General features: G+C 73.2%; 17 protein-coding genes. 13 read left to right on the forward strand and 4 right to left on the reverse strand.

Annotation, left to right across the window (positions count from 1 at the left end; all coding sequences use genetic code 11):
• Positions 1–11 precede the first annotated feature (11 nt).
• A complete protein-coding gene (locus FRAAL_RS05550) occupies positions 12–482 on the reverse strand; it encodes a metallopeptidase family protein (protein ID WP_231861520.1) in 471 nt (156 codons plus the stop codon).
• Positions 483–845: 363 nt separating this feature from the next.
• Between FRAAL_RS05550 and FRAAL_RS05555 the strand changes: the two genes are divergently transcribed.
• The 10 genes from FRAAL_RS05555 (at position 846) to FRAAL_RS05600 (ending at position 10,409) form a co-directional block, all read left to right on the forward strand.
• Positions 846–1,247, forward strand: a complete 402-nt coding sequence (locus tag FRAAL_RS05555; protein WP_011602470.1) for a DUF3499 domain-containing protein — start codon at positions 846–848, stop codon at positions 1,245–1,247.
• A gap of 283 nt (positions 1,248–1,530) precedes the next feature.
• On the forward strand, positions 1,531–2,889 hold the full coding sequence (locus tag FRAAL_RS05560; RefSeq protein ID WP_011602471.1) for a phosphomannomutase/phosphoglucomutase: 1,359 nt from the start codon (positions 1,531–1,533) through the stop codon (positions 2,887–2,889).
• Positions 2,889–3,092: a Trm112 family protein gene (locus FRAAL_RS05565; RefSeq protein WP_011602472.1), complete on the forward strand. Its 204-nt coding sequence runs from the start codon at positions 2,889–2,891 to the stop codon at positions 3,090–3,092. Before FRAAL_RS05560 ends, FRAAL_RS05565 begins: the two co-directional genes overlap by 1 nt.
• Before the next feature lie 16 nt (positions 3,093–3,108).
• Complete coding sequence (locus tag FRAAL_RS05570; protein WP_011602473.1) at positions 3,109–4,272, forward strand: SIS domain-containing protein; 1,164 nt, start codon at positions 3,109–3,111, stop codon at positions 4,270–4,272.
• 241 nt (positions 4,273–4,513) lie between these two features.
• Positions 4,514–5,365 (forward strand): STAS domain-containing protein, encoded by an 852-nt coding sequence (locus FRAAL_RS05575; protein ID WP_050997325.1) that lies wholly within the window; start codon positions 4,514–4,516, stop codon positions 5,363–5,365.
• Positions 5,365–5,880: an STAS domain-containing protein gene (locus tag FRAAL_RS34630; RefSeq protein WP_050997016.1), complete on the forward strand. Its 516-nt coding sequence runs from the start codon at positions 5,365–5,367 to the stop codon at positions 5,878–5,880. Before FRAAL_RS05575 ends, FRAAL_RS34630 begins: the two co-directional genes overlap by 1 nt.
• Entirely contained in the window at positions 5,870–6,316 is a 447-nt protein-coding gene (locus FRAAL_RS05585) for an ATP-binding protein (protein ID WP_011602477.1), read from the forward strand. The genes FRAAL_RS34630 and FRAAL_RS05585 overlap by 11 nt, the downstream gene beginning before the upstream one ends.
• Positions 6,304–7,413, forward strand: a complete 1,110-nt coding sequence (locus FRAAL_RS05590; RefSeq protein ID WP_157891993.1) for an ATP-binding protein — start codon at positions 6,304–6,306, stop codon at positions 7,411–7,413. Before FRAAL_RS05585 ends, FRAAL_RS05590 begins: the two co-directional genes overlap by 13 nt.
• Positions 7,414–7,422: 9 nt before the next feature.
• Positions 7,423–9,279 carry an ATP-binding response regulator gene (locus FRAAL_RS05595; protein ID WP_011602479.1) on the forward strand — a complete coding sequence of 619 codons (1,857 nt, stop codon included), beginning with the start codon at positions 7,423–7,425 and terminating at the stop codon, positions 9,277–9,279.
• Positions 9,276–10,409 (forward strand): PP2C family protein-serine/threonine phosphatase, encoded by a 1,134-nt coding sequence (locus FRAAL_RS05600; protein ID WP_011602480.1) that lies wholly within the window; start codon positions 9,276–9,278, stop codon positions 10,407–10,409. The genes FRAAL_RS05595 and FRAAL_RS05600 overlap by 4 nt, the downstream gene beginning before the upstream one ends.
• A gap of 75 nt (positions 10,410–10,484) precedes the next feature.
• Here FRAAL_RS05600 and FRAAL_RS05605 read toward each other — a convergent pair whose 3' ends face one another.
• Positions 10,485–12,776: a transglycosylase domain-containing protein gene (locus FRAAL_RS05605; RefSeq protein ID WP_231861676.1), complete on the reverse strand. Its 2,292-nt coding sequence runs from the start codon at positions 12,774–12,776 to the stop codon at positions 10,485–10,487.
• An 88-nt stretch (positions 12,777–12,864) separates the two neighbouring features.
• On the opposite strand from FRAAL_RS05605, the gene FRAAL_RS33945 reads away from it, so the two are divergent.
• Entirely contained in the window at positions 12,865–13,104 is a 240-nt protein-coding gene (locus tag FRAAL_RS33945; RefSeq protein ID WP_193790340.1) for a hypothetical protein, read from the forward strand.
• A gap of 640 nt (positions 13,105–13,744) precedes the next feature.
• Here the strand turns inward: FRAAL_RS33945 and FRAAL_RS05610 are convergent.
• Positions 13,745–14,263, reverse strand: a complete 519-nt coding sequence (locus tag FRAAL_RS05610; RefSeq protein ID WP_011602482.1) for a MerR family transcriptional regulator — start codon at positions 14,261–14,263, stop codon at positions 13,745–13,747.
• Positions 14,264–14,472: 209 nt separating this feature from the next.
• Between FRAAL_RS05610 and ahcY the strand changes: the two genes are divergently transcribed.
• Positions 14,473–15,798: an adenosylhomocysteinase gene (gene ahcY, locus FRAAL_RS05615; protein ID WP_011602483.1), complete on the forward strand. Its 1,326-nt coding sequence runs from the start codon at positions 14,473–14,475 to the stop codon at positions 15,796–15,798.
• A 53-nt stretch (positions 15,799–15,851) separates the two neighbouring features.
• On the opposite strand, the gene FRAAL_RS05620 is transcribed toward ahcY, so the two are convergent.
• Positions 15,852–16,916 carry an RDD family protein gene (locus tag FRAAL_RS05620; RefSeq protein WP_011602484.1) on the reverse strand — a complete coding sequence of 355 codons (1,065 nt, stop codon included), beginning with the start codon at positions 16,914–16,916 and terminating at the stop codon, positions 15,852–15,854.
• A gap of 772 nt (positions 16,917–17,688) precedes the next feature.
• Between FRAAL_RS05620 and FRAAL_RS05625 the strand changes: the two genes are divergently transcribed.
• Entirely contained in the window at positions 17,689–18,384 is a 696-nt protein-coding gene (locus FRAAL_RS05625; protein WP_011602486.1) for a response regulator, read from the forward strand.
• Positions 18,385–18,475: the final 91 nt, after the last annotated feature.

The following is an 18,475-nucleotide window of genomic DNA, read 5'->3' on the forward strand; positions in this document are numbered from 1 at the left end:
GGGCGGCCGGGCTACTCCTCCTCGCCCCAGCCGTGACCTTCCGGGTCGATCACGGCCGGATCGACGCCCATCATCTCGGCCACCTCGTGGATGATCGCGTCCAGCACGAGTTCGGCCAGGTCCTCGCTGTCCACCGCTCTGGCCTCTATGGGCCGGCGATATACCACGATGCGGCGGGGGGTGCTCGAGCGGCCCTTTCCGGTAGCCGGCTGGAATCGGGCGAGCGGGATCTCCTCGTCGGTCACCGCCACCGGCGGCACGTCCTCGACGGCGAACTCGACGTCGGACAGCTCCGCCGACCACCGGTGGTCGAGATGCTCGACGGCATCCAGCACGAAGTCGTCGAAGCGATCCCCGCGGGTGGCGTAGGCCGGGACGTCGGGTGGCAGCAGCGCCCCGCGGATGCCCCGGCCCCGCCGATCGCGGCGCCGACGGGGGGGAATCGGCCGGGCCGCCGCCGGGAACCGCTCGAGCTCGGTCACCCCGTGAGCGTAGCGTTCGTGGCAGGGGCCTCGGCCGGCGATCGACGGGCGCGTGTCCACTCCGGCACCATCCGGGGTGCGGCGTGCCCGCCGTTGCCGGGTGTCGGTCCCGGCGGCCGTCGCGATCCGGCCGCCGCGCCAACCAACCCCGCCATCCGGCGACTGACCCCGAATCCCCCTCCCAGCCCGAGGAGGTTCCACGATCTTGATGATCTCGATGCCGTGCCGGATGCCGTTGCCGCGCACCAGTTTGAACGCGCGGCGCAACGATATGGTCGACAACGCGTGACGATTCAGCCTCGCGCCACGCGACACGACGATAGGTGGTGGCCGTCGCCCGTTCCGGGGGCTACCGTCCGGAACGTGAAGCCTCGGCGCTGCTCCCGCTCGGCCTGTTCCGCAGCCGCGGTCGCCACGCTCACGTATGCCTACGCCGAGTCGACAGCCGTACTGGGCCCGCTGTCCCCGTACGTCGAGCCGCACTCGTACGACCTGTGCGGCCCGCACGCCGACCGGCTCACCGTGCCGCTCGGCTGGGCGGTCGTCCGGCTCGAGGCCGAAGCGTCGCGTGAGGGTGGCCGTGAGGTGGCCGGGGATGACCTGGAGGCGCTGGCTGACGCCGTGCGCGAGGCCTCCCGGCGTGGTCCCGAGGCCCCCCGGCGTGGTCCGGAGCCGCCCCAGGGCCCCCAGGGTCCCCAGGGTGGGCCGCAGGCGCCTCCGGGCGGTCGGCGCGGTCACCTGCGGGCGGTACCCAGCCCGTCCTGAGGCGACCGGCGCCGGTAGCCTCCGCACGACCCGAGACTCGGGGCCGGTGGCGGGTCTGGCCGCCCGCCGCTCCCACGGTCCACCGGGGCCGCGCGGCCGCGGGAGCCGGTCCCGCAGGTGCGAGGCCGGCGCGGTGTGTCCCGCGTGGGCTTCCCCGGACGCGGTCCCGGGTCTGTCGGACCCTGCGGATAGGGTCGACCATGCACGGTCGCACTGGCGCCGTGCAGGCCCGGGGGACCGTTCACCCGGTGCGGGGGACACCAGGGAGAAGGGTGGGGACCGGATGCGCGACCTGTCGCGGATCTTCAAGGCGTACGACGTCCGGGGCGTCGTGCCGGCAGAGTTCGACGCCGAGATTGCCCGGCTGACCGGCGCCGCGTTCGTCCGGCTGCTCGACGCGGAGCGGATTGTCACCGCGCACGACATGCGCGAGTCGTCCATCCCGCTCGCCGCGGCCTTCGCCGAGGGTGCGGCGAGTCAGGGCGCCGATGTGGTCCTCGCCGGCCTCGGCTCGACGGACCTGCTCTACTTCGCCGCCGGCTCGCTTGACATCCCCGGCGCGATGTTCACCGCCTCGCACAACCCGGCGAAGTACAACGGCATCAAGCTGTGCCGGGCGGGCGCGGCGCCGATCGGCCAGGAGACCGGGCTCGCGGAGATCCGGGCGATGGTCGAGCAGGGCGTGCCCGCCGGCCCCGGTCGCGTCGGCACGGTCACCTCGAGTGATCTCCTCGCGGACTACGTGCGCCACCTGCACACGCTGGTCGACCTGTCCGGCATCCGGCCGCTCACCGTCGCGGTCGACGCCGGCAACGGCATGGGCGGGCTGACCGTCCCGGCGACCCTCGCCGGCCTGCCGCTGACGGTGGTCCCGCTCTACTTCGAGCTGGACGGCTCCTTCCCGAACCACGAGGCCAACCCGATCGAGCCGGCGAACCTGCGCGACCTGCAGGCCGCGGTCCGCGCCGCCGGGGCCGACATCGGGCTCGCCTTCGACGGCGACGCCGACCGCTGCTTCGTCGTCGACGAGCGCGGGGAGATCGTCTCTCCGTCCGTCATCACGGCGCTGGTGGCGGACCGTGAGCTCGCCCGCGAGCCGGGCGGGACGATCATCCACAACGTCATCGTCAGCAAGGGGGTGCCGGAGCTCGTCACCGAGCGTGGCGGCATCCCGGTCCGCACCCGCGTCGGCCACTCGTTCATCAAGGCCGAGATGGCCCGGACGGGCGCGATCTTCGGCGGCGAGCACTCCGGCCACTTCTACTTCCGGGACTTCTGGCGGGCGGACTCCGGCATGCTCGCCGCGCTGCACGTGCTCGCCGCGCTCGGCGGCCAGCCGCGGCCGCTGTCCGACCTGCTCGCCGGCTACGGCCGCTACAGCGCCTCCGGTGAGATCAACTCCGAGGTGGCGGATGTCGTCGCCGCGATGCAGGCGGTGGAGAAGGCCTACGCCCCGCACGCTGCCGATGTCGACCATCTCGACGGCCTGACCATCTCGTTCGCGGACGGGTCCTGGTTCAACCTGCGCCCGTCCAACACCGAGCCGCTGCTGCGGCTCAACGTCGAGGGCCCCGACGAGGCCGCGATGCGCCGGCTGCGCGACGAGGTCCTCGCGCGCGTCCGGGGCGGAAGGGAATCCTGATGAGTCTCGACCCGCTGCTGCTGGAGATCCTTGCCTGCCCGTGCAGCAAGCACGGTGAGCTGCGCCAGGACGAGCTGGACGGCGCGCCCGTGCTGGTCTGCCTCGCCTGCGACCTGGCCTTCCCGGTCCGTGACGACATTCCCGTGATGCTGCTCGACGAGGCCGTGCCGTTCTCCGGCCAGGCCGCGTCGGCATCGAGCTGACCCCCGCGGCGTCGGCGTGTACCTCGACGAGGCAATCCTCGACGACACGGCCAGGATCGACTCCGGCAGCGCCGCGGCCCTCCTGCCGCACGTCGCCTCGGCGGCTCTGCAGGTGCGCCAGAGCGTCGTCCTCGCCGAGGAGGCGGGGGTGGCGCGCCTCGGCGCCGACGGGCGGCCGCGTGCGGTCCTCGTCGCCGGGGTCGGCGGCTCGTCGCTGGCCGCCGGCGTCCTGGCCGCCGTCGCCGGGCCGGCGAGTCCCGTCCCGATCATCGGCCATCACGCCCACGGCCTGCCGGGGTGGGTCGGCGTGTCCGACGTCGTCCTCGCCGTGTCCGCCTCCGGCACCTCGGCGGAGACCTGTTCCGTGGTGGAGGAGGCCGACCGGCGCGGCGCGCGCATCGGCGTCGTCGCGCCGCCGGACACCCCGCTGGCTCACCTCGCCGCCCGCGCCGGAGCGCCGTTCGTTCCGCTCGTCGGGCAGCGGCCGGGCCGGGCCATGCTCTGGTCGCTGGCGGTGCCGCTGCTCGTCGCCGTTCGGGAGCTGGGCGTCATCCGGCTCGGTGCCGACGCCGTCGAGGCGGCCGCCGCCCGGCTGGAGGAGGTGGCGACCCGCTGCCGGTCGTCGAGCGAGTCCTTCGTCAACCCGGCGAAGACCCTGGCTCTGGAGCTGGCCGGCTCCCTGCCGCTCGTCTGGGGCACCTCGGCGGTGACCTCGGTCGCGGCCGAGCATGTCGCGGCCCAGCTGGCGGCGATCGCGAAGTACCCGGCCATCGTCGGGGCGCTGCCGCATCCAGGCCATCATCAGGTGGCTCTGTTCGACGGCCCGTTCGGCGCAGGCCTGACCGCCGGTTCGACCGCGGGTGGAACAGGTGCGCGCGACGACCTGGAGGACTTCTTCCGTGATCGGATCTCCGACGAGGAGGAGTCGATCCGGCTGCGACTGATCCTGCTGCGTGATCCCGACGTGGAACGGCCCGAGGTCGGCCGCCAGGCGGAGTCCGCCGTCGCCGTCGCCGCCGAGCGCGGGGTCGGCGTCACCGAGCTGCGGGCCGAGGGAGCCGGCCCCCTGGAGCGGCTCGCCTCCCTGATCGGCCTGTTCGACTTCACCGCCGTGTACGCGGCGCTGGCGCTCGGGATCGACCCGACCCAGGTACCCACCGTTCGCGATCTGGGGCGGTAGTCCCGCCCGCTCGGCGGAGAATGACCGTTTCGTACCCATTGGTCCGTCCTGCGCAGACCGAAGTCCGGCACAATGTCACGGGCCCGACGCTCGGATCGGTGACCGGCACGCCCCTCGAGATGCCCGCAACGGCGGTTGCGGACGCGGGCGCGGAGGTCAGAATCGGGCGGAGCGGGTCGGTCGGGGGACTCTGTATGGTCGTGCCTGGCCGGCATGGCTGACGGGCCGAGAGGATGTGTACGTGGAGGTCGGGGTCGGGGACGGCTGGATCGAGTCGCTGAGCCGCGAACGGGACGAGGTGCTGGCTCGCTGGGTGGAGCGGGTCGCCGGCGACCTGCGGGGGCGGTTGTCGTTGCCGGAGCTGCAGCGTGAGCTGGGCGAGATCTACACCGCGCTGACCACCGCCCTGGCCTCCGGCGGCACCGACCTGCGCGCCGAGCAGTTCGGCGAGCTGCGCGCACTGCTCGCGGACCTGTCCGGCGGCCGGGCCCGGCAGGGGTTCACCCCGCGGGAGACGGCCGGCACCGTGTTCGCGCTCAAGGAGGCGGCGGCCGCCGTCCTGGAGAAGCGCAGCGTCGGCTACCGCGACTACGTGCGGTTTTCCGAGTTCGTCGACGAGCTCGGGCTGTTCACCTTCGAGACCTATGTCCGGACCCGGGACCAGGTCATCGTCGAGCAGTCCAACCAGCTGCTGGAGCTGTCCACCCCGGTGATCAAGCTGTGGGAGGGGGTGCTGGCCGTGCCGCTGGTGGGCACCCTGGACTCCGCCCGCACCCAGCTCGTGATGGAGAGCCTGCTGGAGGCGCTCGTCAGCACCGGCTCCCGGCACGCCATCATCGACATCACCGGGGTCGGCGCGGTCGACACCCAGGTCGCCCAGCACCTGTTGAAGACGGTGATGGCCGCCCAGCTCATGGGGGCGGACTGCATCATCTCCGGCATCCGTCCGCAGATCGCCCAGACGGTCGTGAGCCTCGGCATCGAGTTCGGGGAGATCGTCACCAAGGCCACGCTGGCCGAGGCGCTCGCGCTCGCGCTGCGCCGGGACGGTTTCCGGTTCGTCCGCCGGGCGGCCGGGGCCGAGATCCGCTGATGGACCGCATCCCCATCCTGAAGATGGGAAACCTGCTGCTCGTGTCGATTCAGGTCGATCTGCACGATCAGCTCGCCCTCGACCTGCAGGACGACCTGTCCGAGCGGATCGTGGCGACCGGCGCCCGCGGCGTGCTGATCGACATCTCCGCTCTGGAGATCGTCGACAGCTTCATCGGCCGCATGCTGTCGACGATCGCGTCGCTGTCGCGGCTGCTCGACGCCGAGACCGTCGTGGTCGGCATGCGTCCCGCCGTCGCGATCACCCTCGTCGAGCTCGGGTTGTACATGCCCGGGGTGCGCACCGCGTTGACCCTGGAGCACGGGCTTGCCCTGCTCGGCGCCGAGGTTCGGGTGAGCCGCTCCGACGAGGACGAGGTCGACGACGCAGACGGAGAGGGTGAGCCCGGCGCGCTCGCCGGCCAGGCCGCGGCGCGGGCCGGGCTCGGCGGGGGGGAGCCGGCCGCGACCGGCGCCGCGCGCAGCGGCGACGGGGGCCGGACGGGTGACCGGTAACCCCGGTGGGAGCCTGCCCGGTCGCGAGCTGACGGGCACGGACTCGCAGCGCCATCCGATCGTCTCCGAGTCCGACGTCGTGCGCGTCCGCCAGGTGGTGCGGACGCTCGCCGTCGCTGCCAAGCTGTCCCTGGTGGACCAGACGAAGATGGTGACGGCGGCGAGCGAGCTGGCGCGCAACACGCTGGTCTACGGCGGCGGCGGTGAGATGATGATCGACCTTGTCGACAGCGGCCGGCGCCGCGGGGTGCGCGCGGTGTTCATCGACACGGGGCCGGGCATCCCCGATCTCGACCTGGCCCTGACCGAGGGGTGGACCAGCGGCTCCGGTCTCGGACTCGGGCTGACGGGCAGCCGACGCCTCGTCGACGAGTTCGCGATCGACAGCAGTCCGGGAGTGGGCACCACCGTGCGGGTCGTGAAGTGGTCGCGCTGACCACGCCCGGCGTGTTCCCGCGGGCGGAGGACGTCGCGTGGTTCGGCGCGACCGACCCGTCGGCGGCCGGGGCGGCCCGGCGGGCGGCCGTCACGCTGGCCGGCCGGCTGGGTTTCCCCGCGACCCGCGGTGCGGAGCTCGGGATCGCCGTCACCGAGACGATGACCAACCTGGTCCGCCACTCCGACGACGGCCGCCTGCTCCTGCGGGTGCTGCGCTGGGATGGCGACCGGACCGACCTGACCACGGCGGTGCAGTTCGTCGCGATCGACAGTGGACCGGGCATGGCCGACGTCTCGGCGGCGATGCGCGACGGGGCGACGTCCGCGGGAACCCTCGGCGTCGGGCTCGGGGCGATCGCCCGGCTCTCGGACGACCTGGACATCCACTCGACCCCGGGCCGCGGGACGGCCATGGTCGTCACCTTCCGTCCGACGGGCCGGCCCGGGCCGCGCCCCGGCACGCCCGGGCCGCCCGGGTTGCCGAGCGGCGGGCTCGGTGCCCCGCGGGTCGCCGGCCTGACCCGCCCGATCACCGGCGAGACCGTCTGCGGCGACGCCTACGCCGTGCGTGCCACCGACGCCGGCCTCGCGCTGCTGCTGTGCGACGGGCTCGGGCACGGGGAGCTCGCCGCGCGGGCCGCCAGGGAGGCGGTGCGGATCTTCCTCGCGGCCGCCGACCCGTCGGGCGGCCCGGTCGAGCTCGTGCGGCGCATCCATCAGGGGATCTCCCACACCCGTGGCGCCGCCGTCGCGGTCGCGGTGCTGGAACCGGCCGCGGAGGTCCTGCGGTTCGCCGGGCTCGGCAACGTCGCCGGGGTGATCCTCAGCGGGGCTCGCCGGTCGGGCCTGCTCAGCCGGCCGGGCATCGCGGGTCACCAGGCTCGGGGCCTGTCCGAGACGCGCCACCCCCTGCCGGGTGACGCGCTTGTCGTCCTGCACAGCGACGGGGTGGGCACCCGCTGGAACCTCGCCGACCATCCCGGCGTCGCCAGCCACGACCCGCTGCTCGTCGCGGCGACGATCCTGCGCGACGCGGGCCTGCGTCGCGACGACGCCTCCGTCGTCGTGGCCGGTCCACCGCAGGCGGCGGGGTAGGGGTAGGCCATGGGGGCGCGGCACCACGGCAGCCCGCTGCCGGAACTGGCCACCATGCGGCTGGACAGCGAACCGGACGTGTTCACCGCCCGCCAGCTCGCCCGGGCGGCAGGCGCCGCCGCCGGGCTCGACGGGCCGGACCAGGTCAGGTTCGCCACCGCGCTCAGCGAGATCGGTCGGGAGGCGCTGGCCGCGGGCGGCGCGCGGATCGACTTCGTCCTGCGTAACCCCCCGGCGCTGGCGGTCGTCCTGACGGCCGACCGGGTCATCCCGGCGGACGCGGCCGGCCTGGTCGCCGCCGGCCGCCTCGTCGATCTCACCGTCAGCCCGACCGGGCCCGCGGCGGGCGGTGCGGGCGGTGCGGGCGGTGCGGGCGGTGCGGGCGGCGCGGGCGGTGCCCCGACGGTCGTCACCCTCGCGAAGCCGCTCGCGCCGGGGGCCGTCGTCGACGACGCGCGGCGCACCCGACTACGGCAGATCCTCGCCGCCACCGTCCCGCTCTCCCCGGCCGACGAGCTGCGCGTGCAGAACAGCGAGCTGGTCAGCGCGCTGGCGGAGCTGCGGGACAACCAGAACGAGCTGCTCCGTCTGAACGCGGAGCTGGAGGAGACCAACCGCGGCGTCCTGGCGCTGTACAGCCAGCTCTCCGCCGAGCTGGAGGAAACCAACCGCGGGGTGGTCGCGCTCTACGGCGAGCTCGACGAGCGGGGCATCGCCCTCACCCGCGCGAACGAGGCCAAGACCCGGTTCCTGCGTAGTGTCAGCCACGAGCTGCGGGCCCCGGTCAACTCGGTGCTCGGCCTCGCCCGCCTGCTGCTCGACCCGGCCGGCGACTCCCTCACCGACGAGCAGCGCCGGCAGGTCGAGCTGATCCTCGCCAGCACGAAGGATCTGCTCACCCTGGTCAACGACCTGCTCGACCTGTCGAAGGCCGAGTCCGGCCGGCTCGAACCGGCCCTGGAGCAGGTGGACATCCGGGCCGTGCTCGCGCACCTCGACGGCTCGCTGCGGCCGCTGGCCACCCGGCCGGGCGTCGAACTCGTCATCGAGGAGGACGGTGAGGTCGGCCCGCTGTACACCGACGAGACGCTGCTCGGTCGGGTGCTGCGCAACCTCGTCGGCAACGCGCTGAAGTTCACCGAGCACGGCGAGGTGCGGGTAACCGCCGCGAGGACGGGTGACGCCGGGGACACCGTGACGTTCGTCGTGCGGGACACGGGGATCGGCATCTCGGCGGAGGACGTCGAGCAGGTGTTCGAGGAGTTCTACCAGGCACGCAGTCATCTGCACGCCCGTACGCGGGGCACGGGCCTGGGACTGCCCTACGCGCGCCGGGTGTGCGAGCTGTTGGGCGGGCGCCTGGACCTGGTCAGCGAGCTCGGCCGTGGCTCGACGTTCACCGTGACCCTGCCCCGCGACGCGGATGTCTGCCACCAGGCCGACGCAGAGGAGGGCGCGGACTCGCCGCTGACCCCTGGCGAGGCACCGGTCCGGGTGAGCACCGCCCTCGTGGTCGACGACGATCCGGCCTTTCGAATGACGATGCGCCGGCTGCTGGCCGACCGGGCGGATCGCGTCCTGGAGGCCGGCGACGGCCACGAGGCCCTCGCGGCGCTGCACGCGGACCCACCCGACGTCGTCTTCCTGGACCTGATGCTGCCGGGGCTGGACGGCGGCGAGGTGATGTCCACGATGGGCGCCGACCCGGCGTTGCGCGACATCCCGGTCGTCATCGTCACCTGGAGCGACCATGACACGCGCCGGGGTCGCGGTCCCGGCTCGGCCGTCGCCGTCCTGGCGAAGCTGACGCTGAGCCAGCGGGCCATCGACGCCGTGCTCGCCCGCGTCGACGCGCTGCGGCCGTGACCGTCGAGCGCGCCAGCGTCCTGGTCGTGGATGACAGTGTCAGCAAACGCTACGTGCTCGGCAGCTGGCTGCGTCGGGCCGGCTACGAGGTGTTCGAGGCATCCTCCGGCGAGGAGGCGCTGCGCGAGGTGCGCGACCACGTCCCGGATCTGGTCGTGCTCGACGTGCACCTGCCCGACCTCAGCGGCATCGAGGTCTGCCGGCGGATCAAACGGGACCGCGAGTCCGCCGGCGTTCCGGTGCTGCACGTGTCCGCGATCGCGGTCGACGCCGGCGACCGCAGCATCGGCCTGGACGAGGGTGCCGACGCCTACCTCGTCGACCCCATCGAGCCGCGCGAGTTCCTCTCCACCGTGGGCGCGCTGCTGCGCCAGTCCCGCCGCTACGCCGAGGAACATCGCATCGCGCTCACCCTGCAGCGCAGCCTGCTGCCGGCGACCCTGCCCGACCTCGCCGGCCTGCGGGTGGCGGCCCGCTACCACGCCTCCGCCGCCCAGGCCGAGGTCGGCGGGGACTTCTTCGACGCCTTCGACACGCCCGACGGCGAGGCCTTCGTCGTCATCGGCGACGTCCAGGGCCATTCGTTGGGTGCGGCGATCATCATGGCCGAGCTGCGCTACGCGTTGCGGGCCTACGCGTTCGACGGACACCGGCCGGCGGCGGTGCTGGACCGGCTCAACCGGCTGATGCTCCTGTCTCACCCCGAGGCGACGGCGACCGTGTGCATCCTCACCTTCCCGCCCGACCGGTCCCGGGTGACGATCGTCAACGCCGGGCACCTCCCCCCGCTGCTGATCGGACCGGATCGGCTGTCCTACTGGGAGGCCGGCGCCGGGGTCCTGCTCGGCGTCGACGCCGGCGCCCAGATCGCGGACACCATGCCCCTGCCCGCCGGTAGCCGCCTGCTGCTGTTCACCGACGGCCTGGTGGAACGGCGCTCGGAGCCGATCGAGGTCAGCCTCGCCACGCTCGCGAGCTCCGTCGCGGCGGCGCACGGCCTCGGTGGCGGCACCGGGCCGCGCCGCGCCCGGCGGTCCATCACCGACGTCGCCGACGGCCTGCTCGCCGCCGCCGACGGCGCCGCCGACGACGTCGCGCTCGTCCTCGTGGAAGCCATCGGCCCCGACTGAGCCGTCCGGCTCACCCTCCCGGTCGTGCCGCGAGCGCTGCCGCTCTCCCACGCACCGCAAAGCCTCCCGTCACCGCTAGCGGCCGCCCCGATTCTGACCGTTCTGGGGTCCACCGTTCTGGGGCCCGCCGTTCGGCTGCCCGCCGTTCGGCTGCCCGCCGTTCGGCTGGCCGGCGCCGTTGTCCCGGCCGTTCGGGCCTGCCTGCTGCGTGCCGTTCTGGCCGAGCGGGGCGCTGCGGGCCTGCGGCTGACCGAAGACGCCCGGCATGACCTGCTGGCCGAGGTTCTGGAGCAGGTCGCCGAGGCCCTGGCCCGGCGCCGGTGCGGGCGGGGGCGGCGGGGTGTTCTGCAGACCGCCCTTGGTGCCGTGGGCCACCGTCGGATCGGCGCCGGGCAGCGCGACCACCGGCTGGTTGGCCAGTGCCGCCCGCATCGACTTGCCCCAGATGATCGCCGGCAGGTCACCACCAAAGACCCGTGACCAGGTCCGACCGTCCGCGACGACGTTGCGCAGCGGGTGGGACTCGGCGCCGGTGGGGTCGCCGACGGACACCGCCGCGGTCATCTGCGGGGTGAAACCGACGTACCAGGCGGCGGAGAACTCGTCGGTGGTGCCGGTCTTGCCGGCCGAGGGACGGCCGATCGCGGCGTTGGTCCCCGTGCCGTTGATCGGAACGCCGGCCAGCACGCTGGTCACCGTGTCGGCGACCCCCTTCGCCAGCACCTGCTCGCACTGCGGCGGGCGGGCGACGTCGATCGGGTCCTTGCTGGAGTCCACGGCCCCGGTGGCGAACCGCGGCGCGCAGCGCAGGCCGCCGCCGGCGATCGTCGCGTAGGCGTCGGCCATCTGCAGCGGCGAGACGTACATGTACCGACCGCCGCCGATGGCGGTCGCCCCGTCCGTCGGCCCGATCTTGTCGGCCTCCGGGGGAGCGACGCCGAGCCGCTTGGCCATCTCCATCACCGGGCCGATGCCGGTCTTCTCCGCGAGCTGCACGTAGAAGGTGTTCACCGAGTCCCAGGTGCCACGGGGGATGTCGTAGATGCCGGCCTCGGCCGGGTCGGAGTTCGAGAAACCCTTGGCGCAGTCGCCCTCGCCGCGGTCGAGCGGGAACTTCGGGCTGACGTAGCAGGCCGGCGAGTAGAAGGCCGTCGACGTGCCGTAGCCCTGCTCCAGGGCGGCGGCGAGCACGAACGTCTTGAACGTCGACCCGGGCTGGAACGTCGCGTTCGTGGGCAGCGGCACCACCGTCTGGTTGAGGCCGGCGTTCGACCCGTACACCCGGTTGACCGCCATCGCGAGGATGTTGCCGGTGCCCGGCTGGATGACCACCTCGGTCGCCGACACCCGGTTGTCCGGGGCGATCGTCGAGTTCACCGCGTCCTGCGCCGCCTGCTGGACCAGCGGGTCCAGGGTGGTGCGGATCACCAGGCCGCCCTCGTAGATGCGCCGGTTGCGTTCCTCGACGGTGGTGCCGAGCGCCGGGCTGGCCCGCAGCTGCGCGCGGACGTAGTCGCAGAAGAACGGCGCGGTGGACGTCTCGCAGGAGTCCGCGGCCGGCGGTGGGGCCGGCACCACGTTCAGGGGCATCTGCTTCGCCGCGTCCGCCTGTGTCGGCGAGACGTACTTGTTCTCCGCCATCTTGTCGAGCACGGTGTTGCGCCGGACCAGCGCCGCCTGCGGGTGCGCGGCCGGGTTGTACCGCGACGGGCTCTGCACCAGCCCGGCGAGCAGGGCCGCCTGCTCGAGGGTGACCTGGGAGATGGGCACCCCGAAGTAGTGTTCGGCGGCCGTGCCGACGCCGTAGGCGCCGTCGCCGAAGTAGGCGATGTTCAGGTAGCGCTCGAGGATCTCGTCCTTGGAGAATCGCTTCTCGATGTCGAGGGCGTAGCGGAGCTCCTGGATCTTGCGGTCCAGTGAGTCGCCGGCGGCCACCTCACGCTCCTGGGTCGTGCGGGCGTTCTGCAACAGCACGTTCTTGACGTACTGCTGGGTCAGCGTCGATCCACCCTGGGCGACCCCGCCGGCTTCGCTGTTGCGCAGTGCCGCCCGCACGACGCCCTGCGGGTCGACCCCGCCGTGCTCGTAGAAGCGGGCGTCCTCGATGGAGACGATCGCCTCACGCATGATCTTCGGGATGGCGCTGCCCGGGACGACGATGCGGTTCTCGGCGCCCCGCAGCGTCGCGATCACCGAGCCGTCGCTGGCGAGGATCGTCGAACTCTGCGGCAGCGGCGGGGTGACCAGTTCGCTCGGCAGCCCGAGAAAGTGGTCCGCGCTGCCCTTGGCGAACAGGCCGACCGCCCCCACGAACGGCAGCGACAGCAGGGCGACGACCACGCCGAGCGCGCCTGCCGTCAGCGCCATCTTCTTCAGCACGCGGCGCCGGTCGACGGGCGGCCGTGTCAGAATGCGGCCGCCCGGCCCGTCCCCGGCCGGAGCCTGGGAGTCGAGGGTGTCGCCGCGTCCCGGTCCGCTCGGGGGCCCGTCCTGGCCGCGGGTGGCGGTGTCGGTCGGTGCCGCCGGGGTTGTGCCGACTGGTGCCCCCGGAGCCGTGCCGGGCGCCGGGCGGACCGTCGTCGCGGTCGCGGTCGATGCGGTTCCGGCCCGCTCCGAACGCGCCGTCGCGCGGCCACGGATCTTTGCGCCGACGCCCGCCGGCCTGGCCCGGGCCGCCGGTCTCGCCGTGCCCTGAGGCCCCGCGTCACCCGCCGGCCCCGCGTCACCTGCCGGCCCCGCGTCACCTGCCGGCCCCGCGTCACCTGCCGGTCCCGCGTCACCCGCCGGTCCCGCCTTGGGCGTCGCTCCTCCCGCCCTTCCCGCCCTGGGTGCCGTCGGTCCCGTCTTGGGCGTCGGTCCGGCCTTCGGCGTCGCCGGTCCCGGCTTCGGCGTCGCCGATCGTGGTGGTGCCGCCGATCTCGGCGGGGTGGCCGCGCGTTCGGCGGGGACTCCGCGGGGCGTGCCGTCGGCGCGGGTCGGCACCCCGGCGGATCCCCCTCGCGACGAACCACCCGCCGGTGCGGGCGGGCTGGGTCGGGATGGAGTGCTCGACTCCCGTCCGCCAGACGTCGACGTCACCCCCTCGGTGGGCCGGCGGAACCGCCGGGATCTTCGTGGGACCTCAACCAGCATGCGTGACCCGGCGCTTGGTCGCTCATCGGCACCCGGGTGCTCGCGGGCTGACCGAACAGTTCGGGCGAAGCGAACCTGGCTGCGGACGGGCGCCGATTCACGGCAGTTGGCATGGACGGTCCGATACCGCTGGTAACGGTAGACGAGCGTTTCCCGCGGGGGCGACCCGGCGGGCCAGGTGTGTGCGGTACGCCTCGGATTGTTTAGCGACCGTTAAGGGAGTGGGGCTCCCATGGTCCGGGTCCGCCGGGTCCGCCGGGTCCGCCGGGTCCGGCCGGGCCCGGCATGCGCAGCAGCCGGCGGCCCTTCTGCGCCTCGAAGTCGAGGGCGGCGACCGGCGGGGACGGCGGGATGCGCCGGGTGAGCTGCCCGAGCCGGCGGACGTCGGCGGCGACCTCCGCCTCGGCCAGCACCCGCACGGCGAAGGCCAGGTCGCTGGGGCTCACCTGGTAGCGCCGCTCCAGCTCGTCGGCGTAGGCGGCGGCGAGCAGCTCGCGCTCGCCGTACTCGCGGTGACCGCCGGGGGAGCGGGCGGGCACGAGCAGGCCCAGCGACTCGCGGTAGCGCAGCATGCGCGGTGTGGTGTCCAACACCGCCGCGGCCCGCGCGATGGGGAGCCGCTGCTCGGGCCGGAGCTGGACCCGCTGACGTAGTCGCTCCAGCACGTGCCGCACGAACGAGTCCTCCCGGCGGGGTGGGGCGGCACCCTCCCGGCCTCTCACGTCGATCCGATCATGCGACGAAGAGTACGGGCGAGGCGCCATGCAGGGCCCCGATTCTAACAGCGAGTTGTCAGCTTCTTTGACATCGTCTCGGCGGCCTTGCCATCGTTCGAGGTGCCGGACCGTCGAGTTGCCGCAACCGCGCCGGTGAGTCCGGTCGCCGCCACGGCGTCGCCGGCCACGGCGCCCCCTCCCACGACAGGAGCACCATGTCCGATCTGGCCGACCTCCCCGAGCTGCTGCCCGAACCCTCCGACCGTCCCGACGCCGGGCTGCCGCGCCACGACGTCGCCGACCTGGCCCTCGCCGCCCAGGGCCGATCCCGGATCGACTGGGCCGATCGGGCGATGCCCGTGCTGCGCCAGATCCGGGAGCGCTTCGCCGCCGAACGCCCCTTCGCCGGGGTGCGCATCGCGGCCTGCATGCACGTCACCACGGAGTCGGCGAACCTCATGCGGGCGCTGGCGGCCGGCGGCGCGCAGGTCACGCTGTGCGCGTCGAATCCGCTGTCCACCCAGGACGACACGGCCGCGGCGCTCGTCGCCGAGTACGGCATCGCCACGTTCGCCCGCAACGGCATCGACCGCGACGGTTACTACGCCCACATCGGTGCCGCCCTCGACGCCGCGCCGCACTACGTCTTCGACGACGGCTGCGACCTGGTCAACATCCTGCACACCGAGCGCACCGACGTGCTCGCCGGCGTCCGCGCCGGCTGCGAGGAGACGACCACCGGGGTGATCCGGCTGCGGCAGATGGCCGCCGCCGGAGCGCTGCGCTTCCCCATGGTGGCGGTCAACGACACCGACACCAAACACATGTTCGACAACCGCTACGGCACCGGTCAGTCGACCCTGGACGCGATCTTCCGGGCGACGAACACGCTGCTGGCCGGCCGTACGGTCGTGGTGGCCGGCTACGGCTACTGCGGCCGGGGGGTGGCATCGCGGGCCAAGGGCCTCGGCGCCGCGGTGATCGTGACCGAGATCGACCCGACCAAGGCGCTGGACGCGGCCATGGACGGCTTCCGGGTCATGCCGATGGGCGCGGCGGCCCCCCTGGGCGACGTCTTCATCACCGTCACCGGCAACCGGGACGTCGTGCGCCGGGAGCACTTCGCGGTGATGCGCGACGGCGCGATCCTCGCGAACTCCGGCCACTTCGACATCGAGATCGACATCGTCGCCCTCGCCGAGCTCGCCGTCGAGGTGCCACGTCGGGTGCGACCCTCGACCGACGAGTACGTCCTCGCCGACGGGCGCCGGCTGCTGCTGCTCGCCGAGGGTCGCCTGGTGAACCTGGCCGCTGCCGAGGGGCACCCCGCCGCGGTGATGGACATGTCCTTCGCCGACCAGGCGCTGACCGCGGAGTGGCTGCACACCGCCGGGCGGGAACTCACGCCGGGCGTCTACGACGTCCCCACCGCGATCGACAAGGACGTCGCCCGGATGAAGATCGAAACGATGGGCATCGGGATCGACACCCTGACTCCGGCGCAGGTCGAGTACCTGAGCTCCTGGGAGCATGGATCCTGACAAACCGATGTGAGGCTCTTGGTTTCTGGGAGGCCATATCTGACACTTTGATGTCAGGGCCGAGACCGGCCGTTCGACGGAGGTGCCTGCTCGGGCCAGGCGGAGACCGGCCCGGTCGTGGGCGGCCTGGGCGTGCGCGGCCCGGCACCCGTCCATGAAGCGCCTGGCGGCGGGGGGGCTGGAACCCATGCGGGAGCCGCGTTCGAACCGAACCCGCCCGGGGGAGCTGTGGGCGGGCGCTGCGCGGCGAGGCGGGCGTAGGCCCGGCGGGTGCGTTCGGCGAGCACCGCCGACAGGTAGGCCCACCCCGGCGTGCCCGGGGGCGGCGGCGGCGTGACCACCGCGCGCACCTCGTCGACCAGGCCGCACCCAAGGCGGTCCAGCGCCTGCGGCGACAGGGTGTGCGCACGGCTCAGGAACTGGCGGGCGCGCAGGGCGAGACCGTCGTCGAGCCCGGTCAGGTCGAGCAGGGCCGCCCACCCGAGCAGGGGCGACGGCACGAAGGGCGCGGCGCCGACGGTGCGTGGAACGCTCACCTGCAGCACCACCGTCCCGGCGAACACGTCGCCCAGGCGCTTGCTGTGCCGGGAGGAGATCATGCTCACGATGGCGGGCAGACCGAGCAGGGCCCCGGGGCGTTCGATGACCGCGCCGATGAGGCCCCGGGTGAAGGCGTGCCGGAAGCGGATGGGCCCGCCGTCGTCGCGAACCACCCGCAGGCCCAACGCCATCTTCCCGAGGGTCCGTCCGCGGCTCAGCGTCTCGCACGCCACCGGGTAGCCGAGCACCATGGCGACGTAGATCAGCAGAAAGATGGCGGCGACCAGCGCGTCGTCCTCGGGTCGCACGACGAGCACGACCAGGGCGCCGAGGATGTTCAGGATGTAGAACTCGGCGAGCAGGTCGATCAGCCCGGCCACCAGCCGTGATCCCAGCCTGGCCACCCGCAGGTCGATGGCGACCGCTTCACCGGTGACGATCGCTTCAGCTGGGGCGATCGCTTCACCGATGGCGACCGCTTCACCGGTGACGATCGCCCCGCCGGGGCGGTTCGCCTGTGCGCCCGGCGCGCCGGCGCGGCTCGCCCCGTGGGGACCGCTCCGGACGACCTGGTTCATGGGGCCCCCGGGAATCTCGGTGTGCGTGCGGATCTCACCCTATGGTCTCCGGCGGGCACCGAGGACTGCCCGTCCAGGTGCGCCAGGACGGCTCGGTGGCTCCCCGCCGGCTGTCAAAACGGTTCGCATCGGCATACTACCGTCACTTACCGCACGCCCGGACTAATCGCGCAGATATCCAAATCCTGGCTCGGAATTGGGCGGTGCGGGCACATTCGGTGCCGGCCGTCGCCTTCTCCGAGCAGTCGGGCCGGCCCGGCATGCCGGCTCTTGACGGTGCCGCGGAAATCCCCCCATGATGCAGGGGTGATCTCTGTTCCGTAGTGCCGAGAGAAGATTGGCCGACGGTGTGTTCGGCAGATTTTCTGGATCCTGGCCGGCGAGGGACGTGGCGGTGGATGTGGCCGTGGTGCCCTCGGCCCGATCGGAATCCAGCATTGCAAGAACCGTGGCTCGGGCGGAGCTGGGTTGCCGGCTGTCGGCGGGCCGGATGGCGTGGTTCCGATGAGCGAGGATGAGAACCAGGCTGGCGCCGGACCGAAACGCCGAGTGGTCACCGGCGGCCACCGACAACCCGCGGCTCGTTCTGTGTCGAACATCGGTCGATCATGGCCGCATCTCTGTGACCCTGTGACCCGTAAGTGTTCGGCCGGCCTTCGAGTACGGATTCTTGTGCCAGGTGTGAAGCCATCCGCTGCGCTGTCCGCGCGGAAGAAGGACGGCAGCCCGCCCGCGGCATCTGCGCCGCGCCCTATCGTCCGGAGCTGACAGCATGGCCGACCAACCGGTCCGCACATTGATCGTGGCGGCCGAACCCGTCCTCGCCGCCAGGCTGCGCGGCTACGTCGCCGGTGTTCCAGGGTTCGTCGTCAGCGGGGTGGCCAGCAGCGGGGAGCAGGCGCTGTCACCCGCCCTGCGCGGTCGGCTCGACCTGATCCTGCTGGACTTCTTCCTGCCGGACATGAGCGGGCTGGACGTGTGTCGGGCCCTGCGCGCCCGCGGCTCGGCCCTCGACATCATCGCCGTCTCCCTCGTCCGGGATCTGGCCATGGTGCAGGCGGCGATGTCCTACGGCGTCATCCAGTACGTCGTGAAGCCGTTCACCGCCATCGCGTTCCGGCGCTGCCTGGAGCGGTACTCGGCCTTCCGGCGGCAGATCGCGGCCGGCGCCGGCGGGCTCGTGCGCCAGCGTGACGTGGACCTCGCCCTGTCCCGGCTGCGGCTCGACGGCTCCGGCGTGACACTGCCCAAGGGGCTGTCCGCCCCCACTCTCGACACCGTGGTCGGCCACCTGCGCGGGGCGGTGGGGCCGTTGTCCGCGGACGAGGTCGCCGGGGGCCTCGGGCTGGCCCGGGTGACGGCGCGCCGCTATCTCGAATGGCTGGCCGCGCAGCGCCTGGCGATCCGGACCATGAGCTACGGCCACACCGGCCGACCGCGCCACCTGTACCTGTGGCGTCGGACGTGACACTCGCCGCCGGATCGGGCCCGGGCAGACCACTATGACCTAAACGGCGACAGCGCCCCGGTCGCGCGCAAAGGTAGCTGTTGGCGGCCTC

It is taken from the genome of Frankia alni ACN14a (assembly GCF_000058485.1).
GTDB lineage: Bacteria > Actinomycetota > Actinomycetes > Frankiales > Frankiaceae > Frankia > Frankia alni.

What these genes read in the sequence shown, in the direction of transcription:
- FRAAL_RS05560 (WP_011602471.1), top strand. Translation starts at nt 1,531, where the DNA reads ATGCGCGACCTGTCGCGGATCTTCAAGGCGTACGACGTCCGGGGCGTC.
- ahcY (WP_011602483.1), top strand. Translation starts at nt 14,473, where the DNA reads ATGTCCGATCTGGCCGACCTCCCCGAGCTGCTGCCCGAACCCTCCGAC.
- FRAAL_RS05625 (WP_011602486.1), top strand. Translation starts at nt 17,689, where the DNA reads ATGGCCGACCAACCGGTCCGCACATTGATCGTGGCGGCCGAACCCGTC.
- FRAAL_RS05620 (WP_011602484.1), bottom strand. Translation starts at nt 16,916, where the DNA reads ATGAACCAGGTCGTCCGGAGCGGTCCCCACGGGGCGAGCCGCGCCGGC.
- FRAAL_RS05565 (WP_011602472.1), top strand. Translation starts at nt 2,889, where the DNA reads ATGAGTCTCGACCCGCTGCTGCTGGAGATCCTTGCCTGCCCGTGCAGC.
- FRAAL_RS05605 (WP_231861676.1), bottom strand. Translation starts at nt 12,776, where the DNA reads ATGGCGCTGACGGCAGGCGCGCTCGGCGTGGTCGTCGCCCTGCTGTCG.
- FRAAL_RS34630 (WP_050997016.1), top strand. Translation starts at nt 5,365, where the DNA reads ATGGACCGCATCCCCATCCTGAAGATGGGAAACCTGCTGCTCGTGTCG.
- FRAAL_RS05595 (WP_011602479.1), top strand. Translation starts at nt 7,423, where the DNA reads ATGGGGGCGCGGCACCACGGCAGCCCGCTGCCGGAACTGGCCACCATG.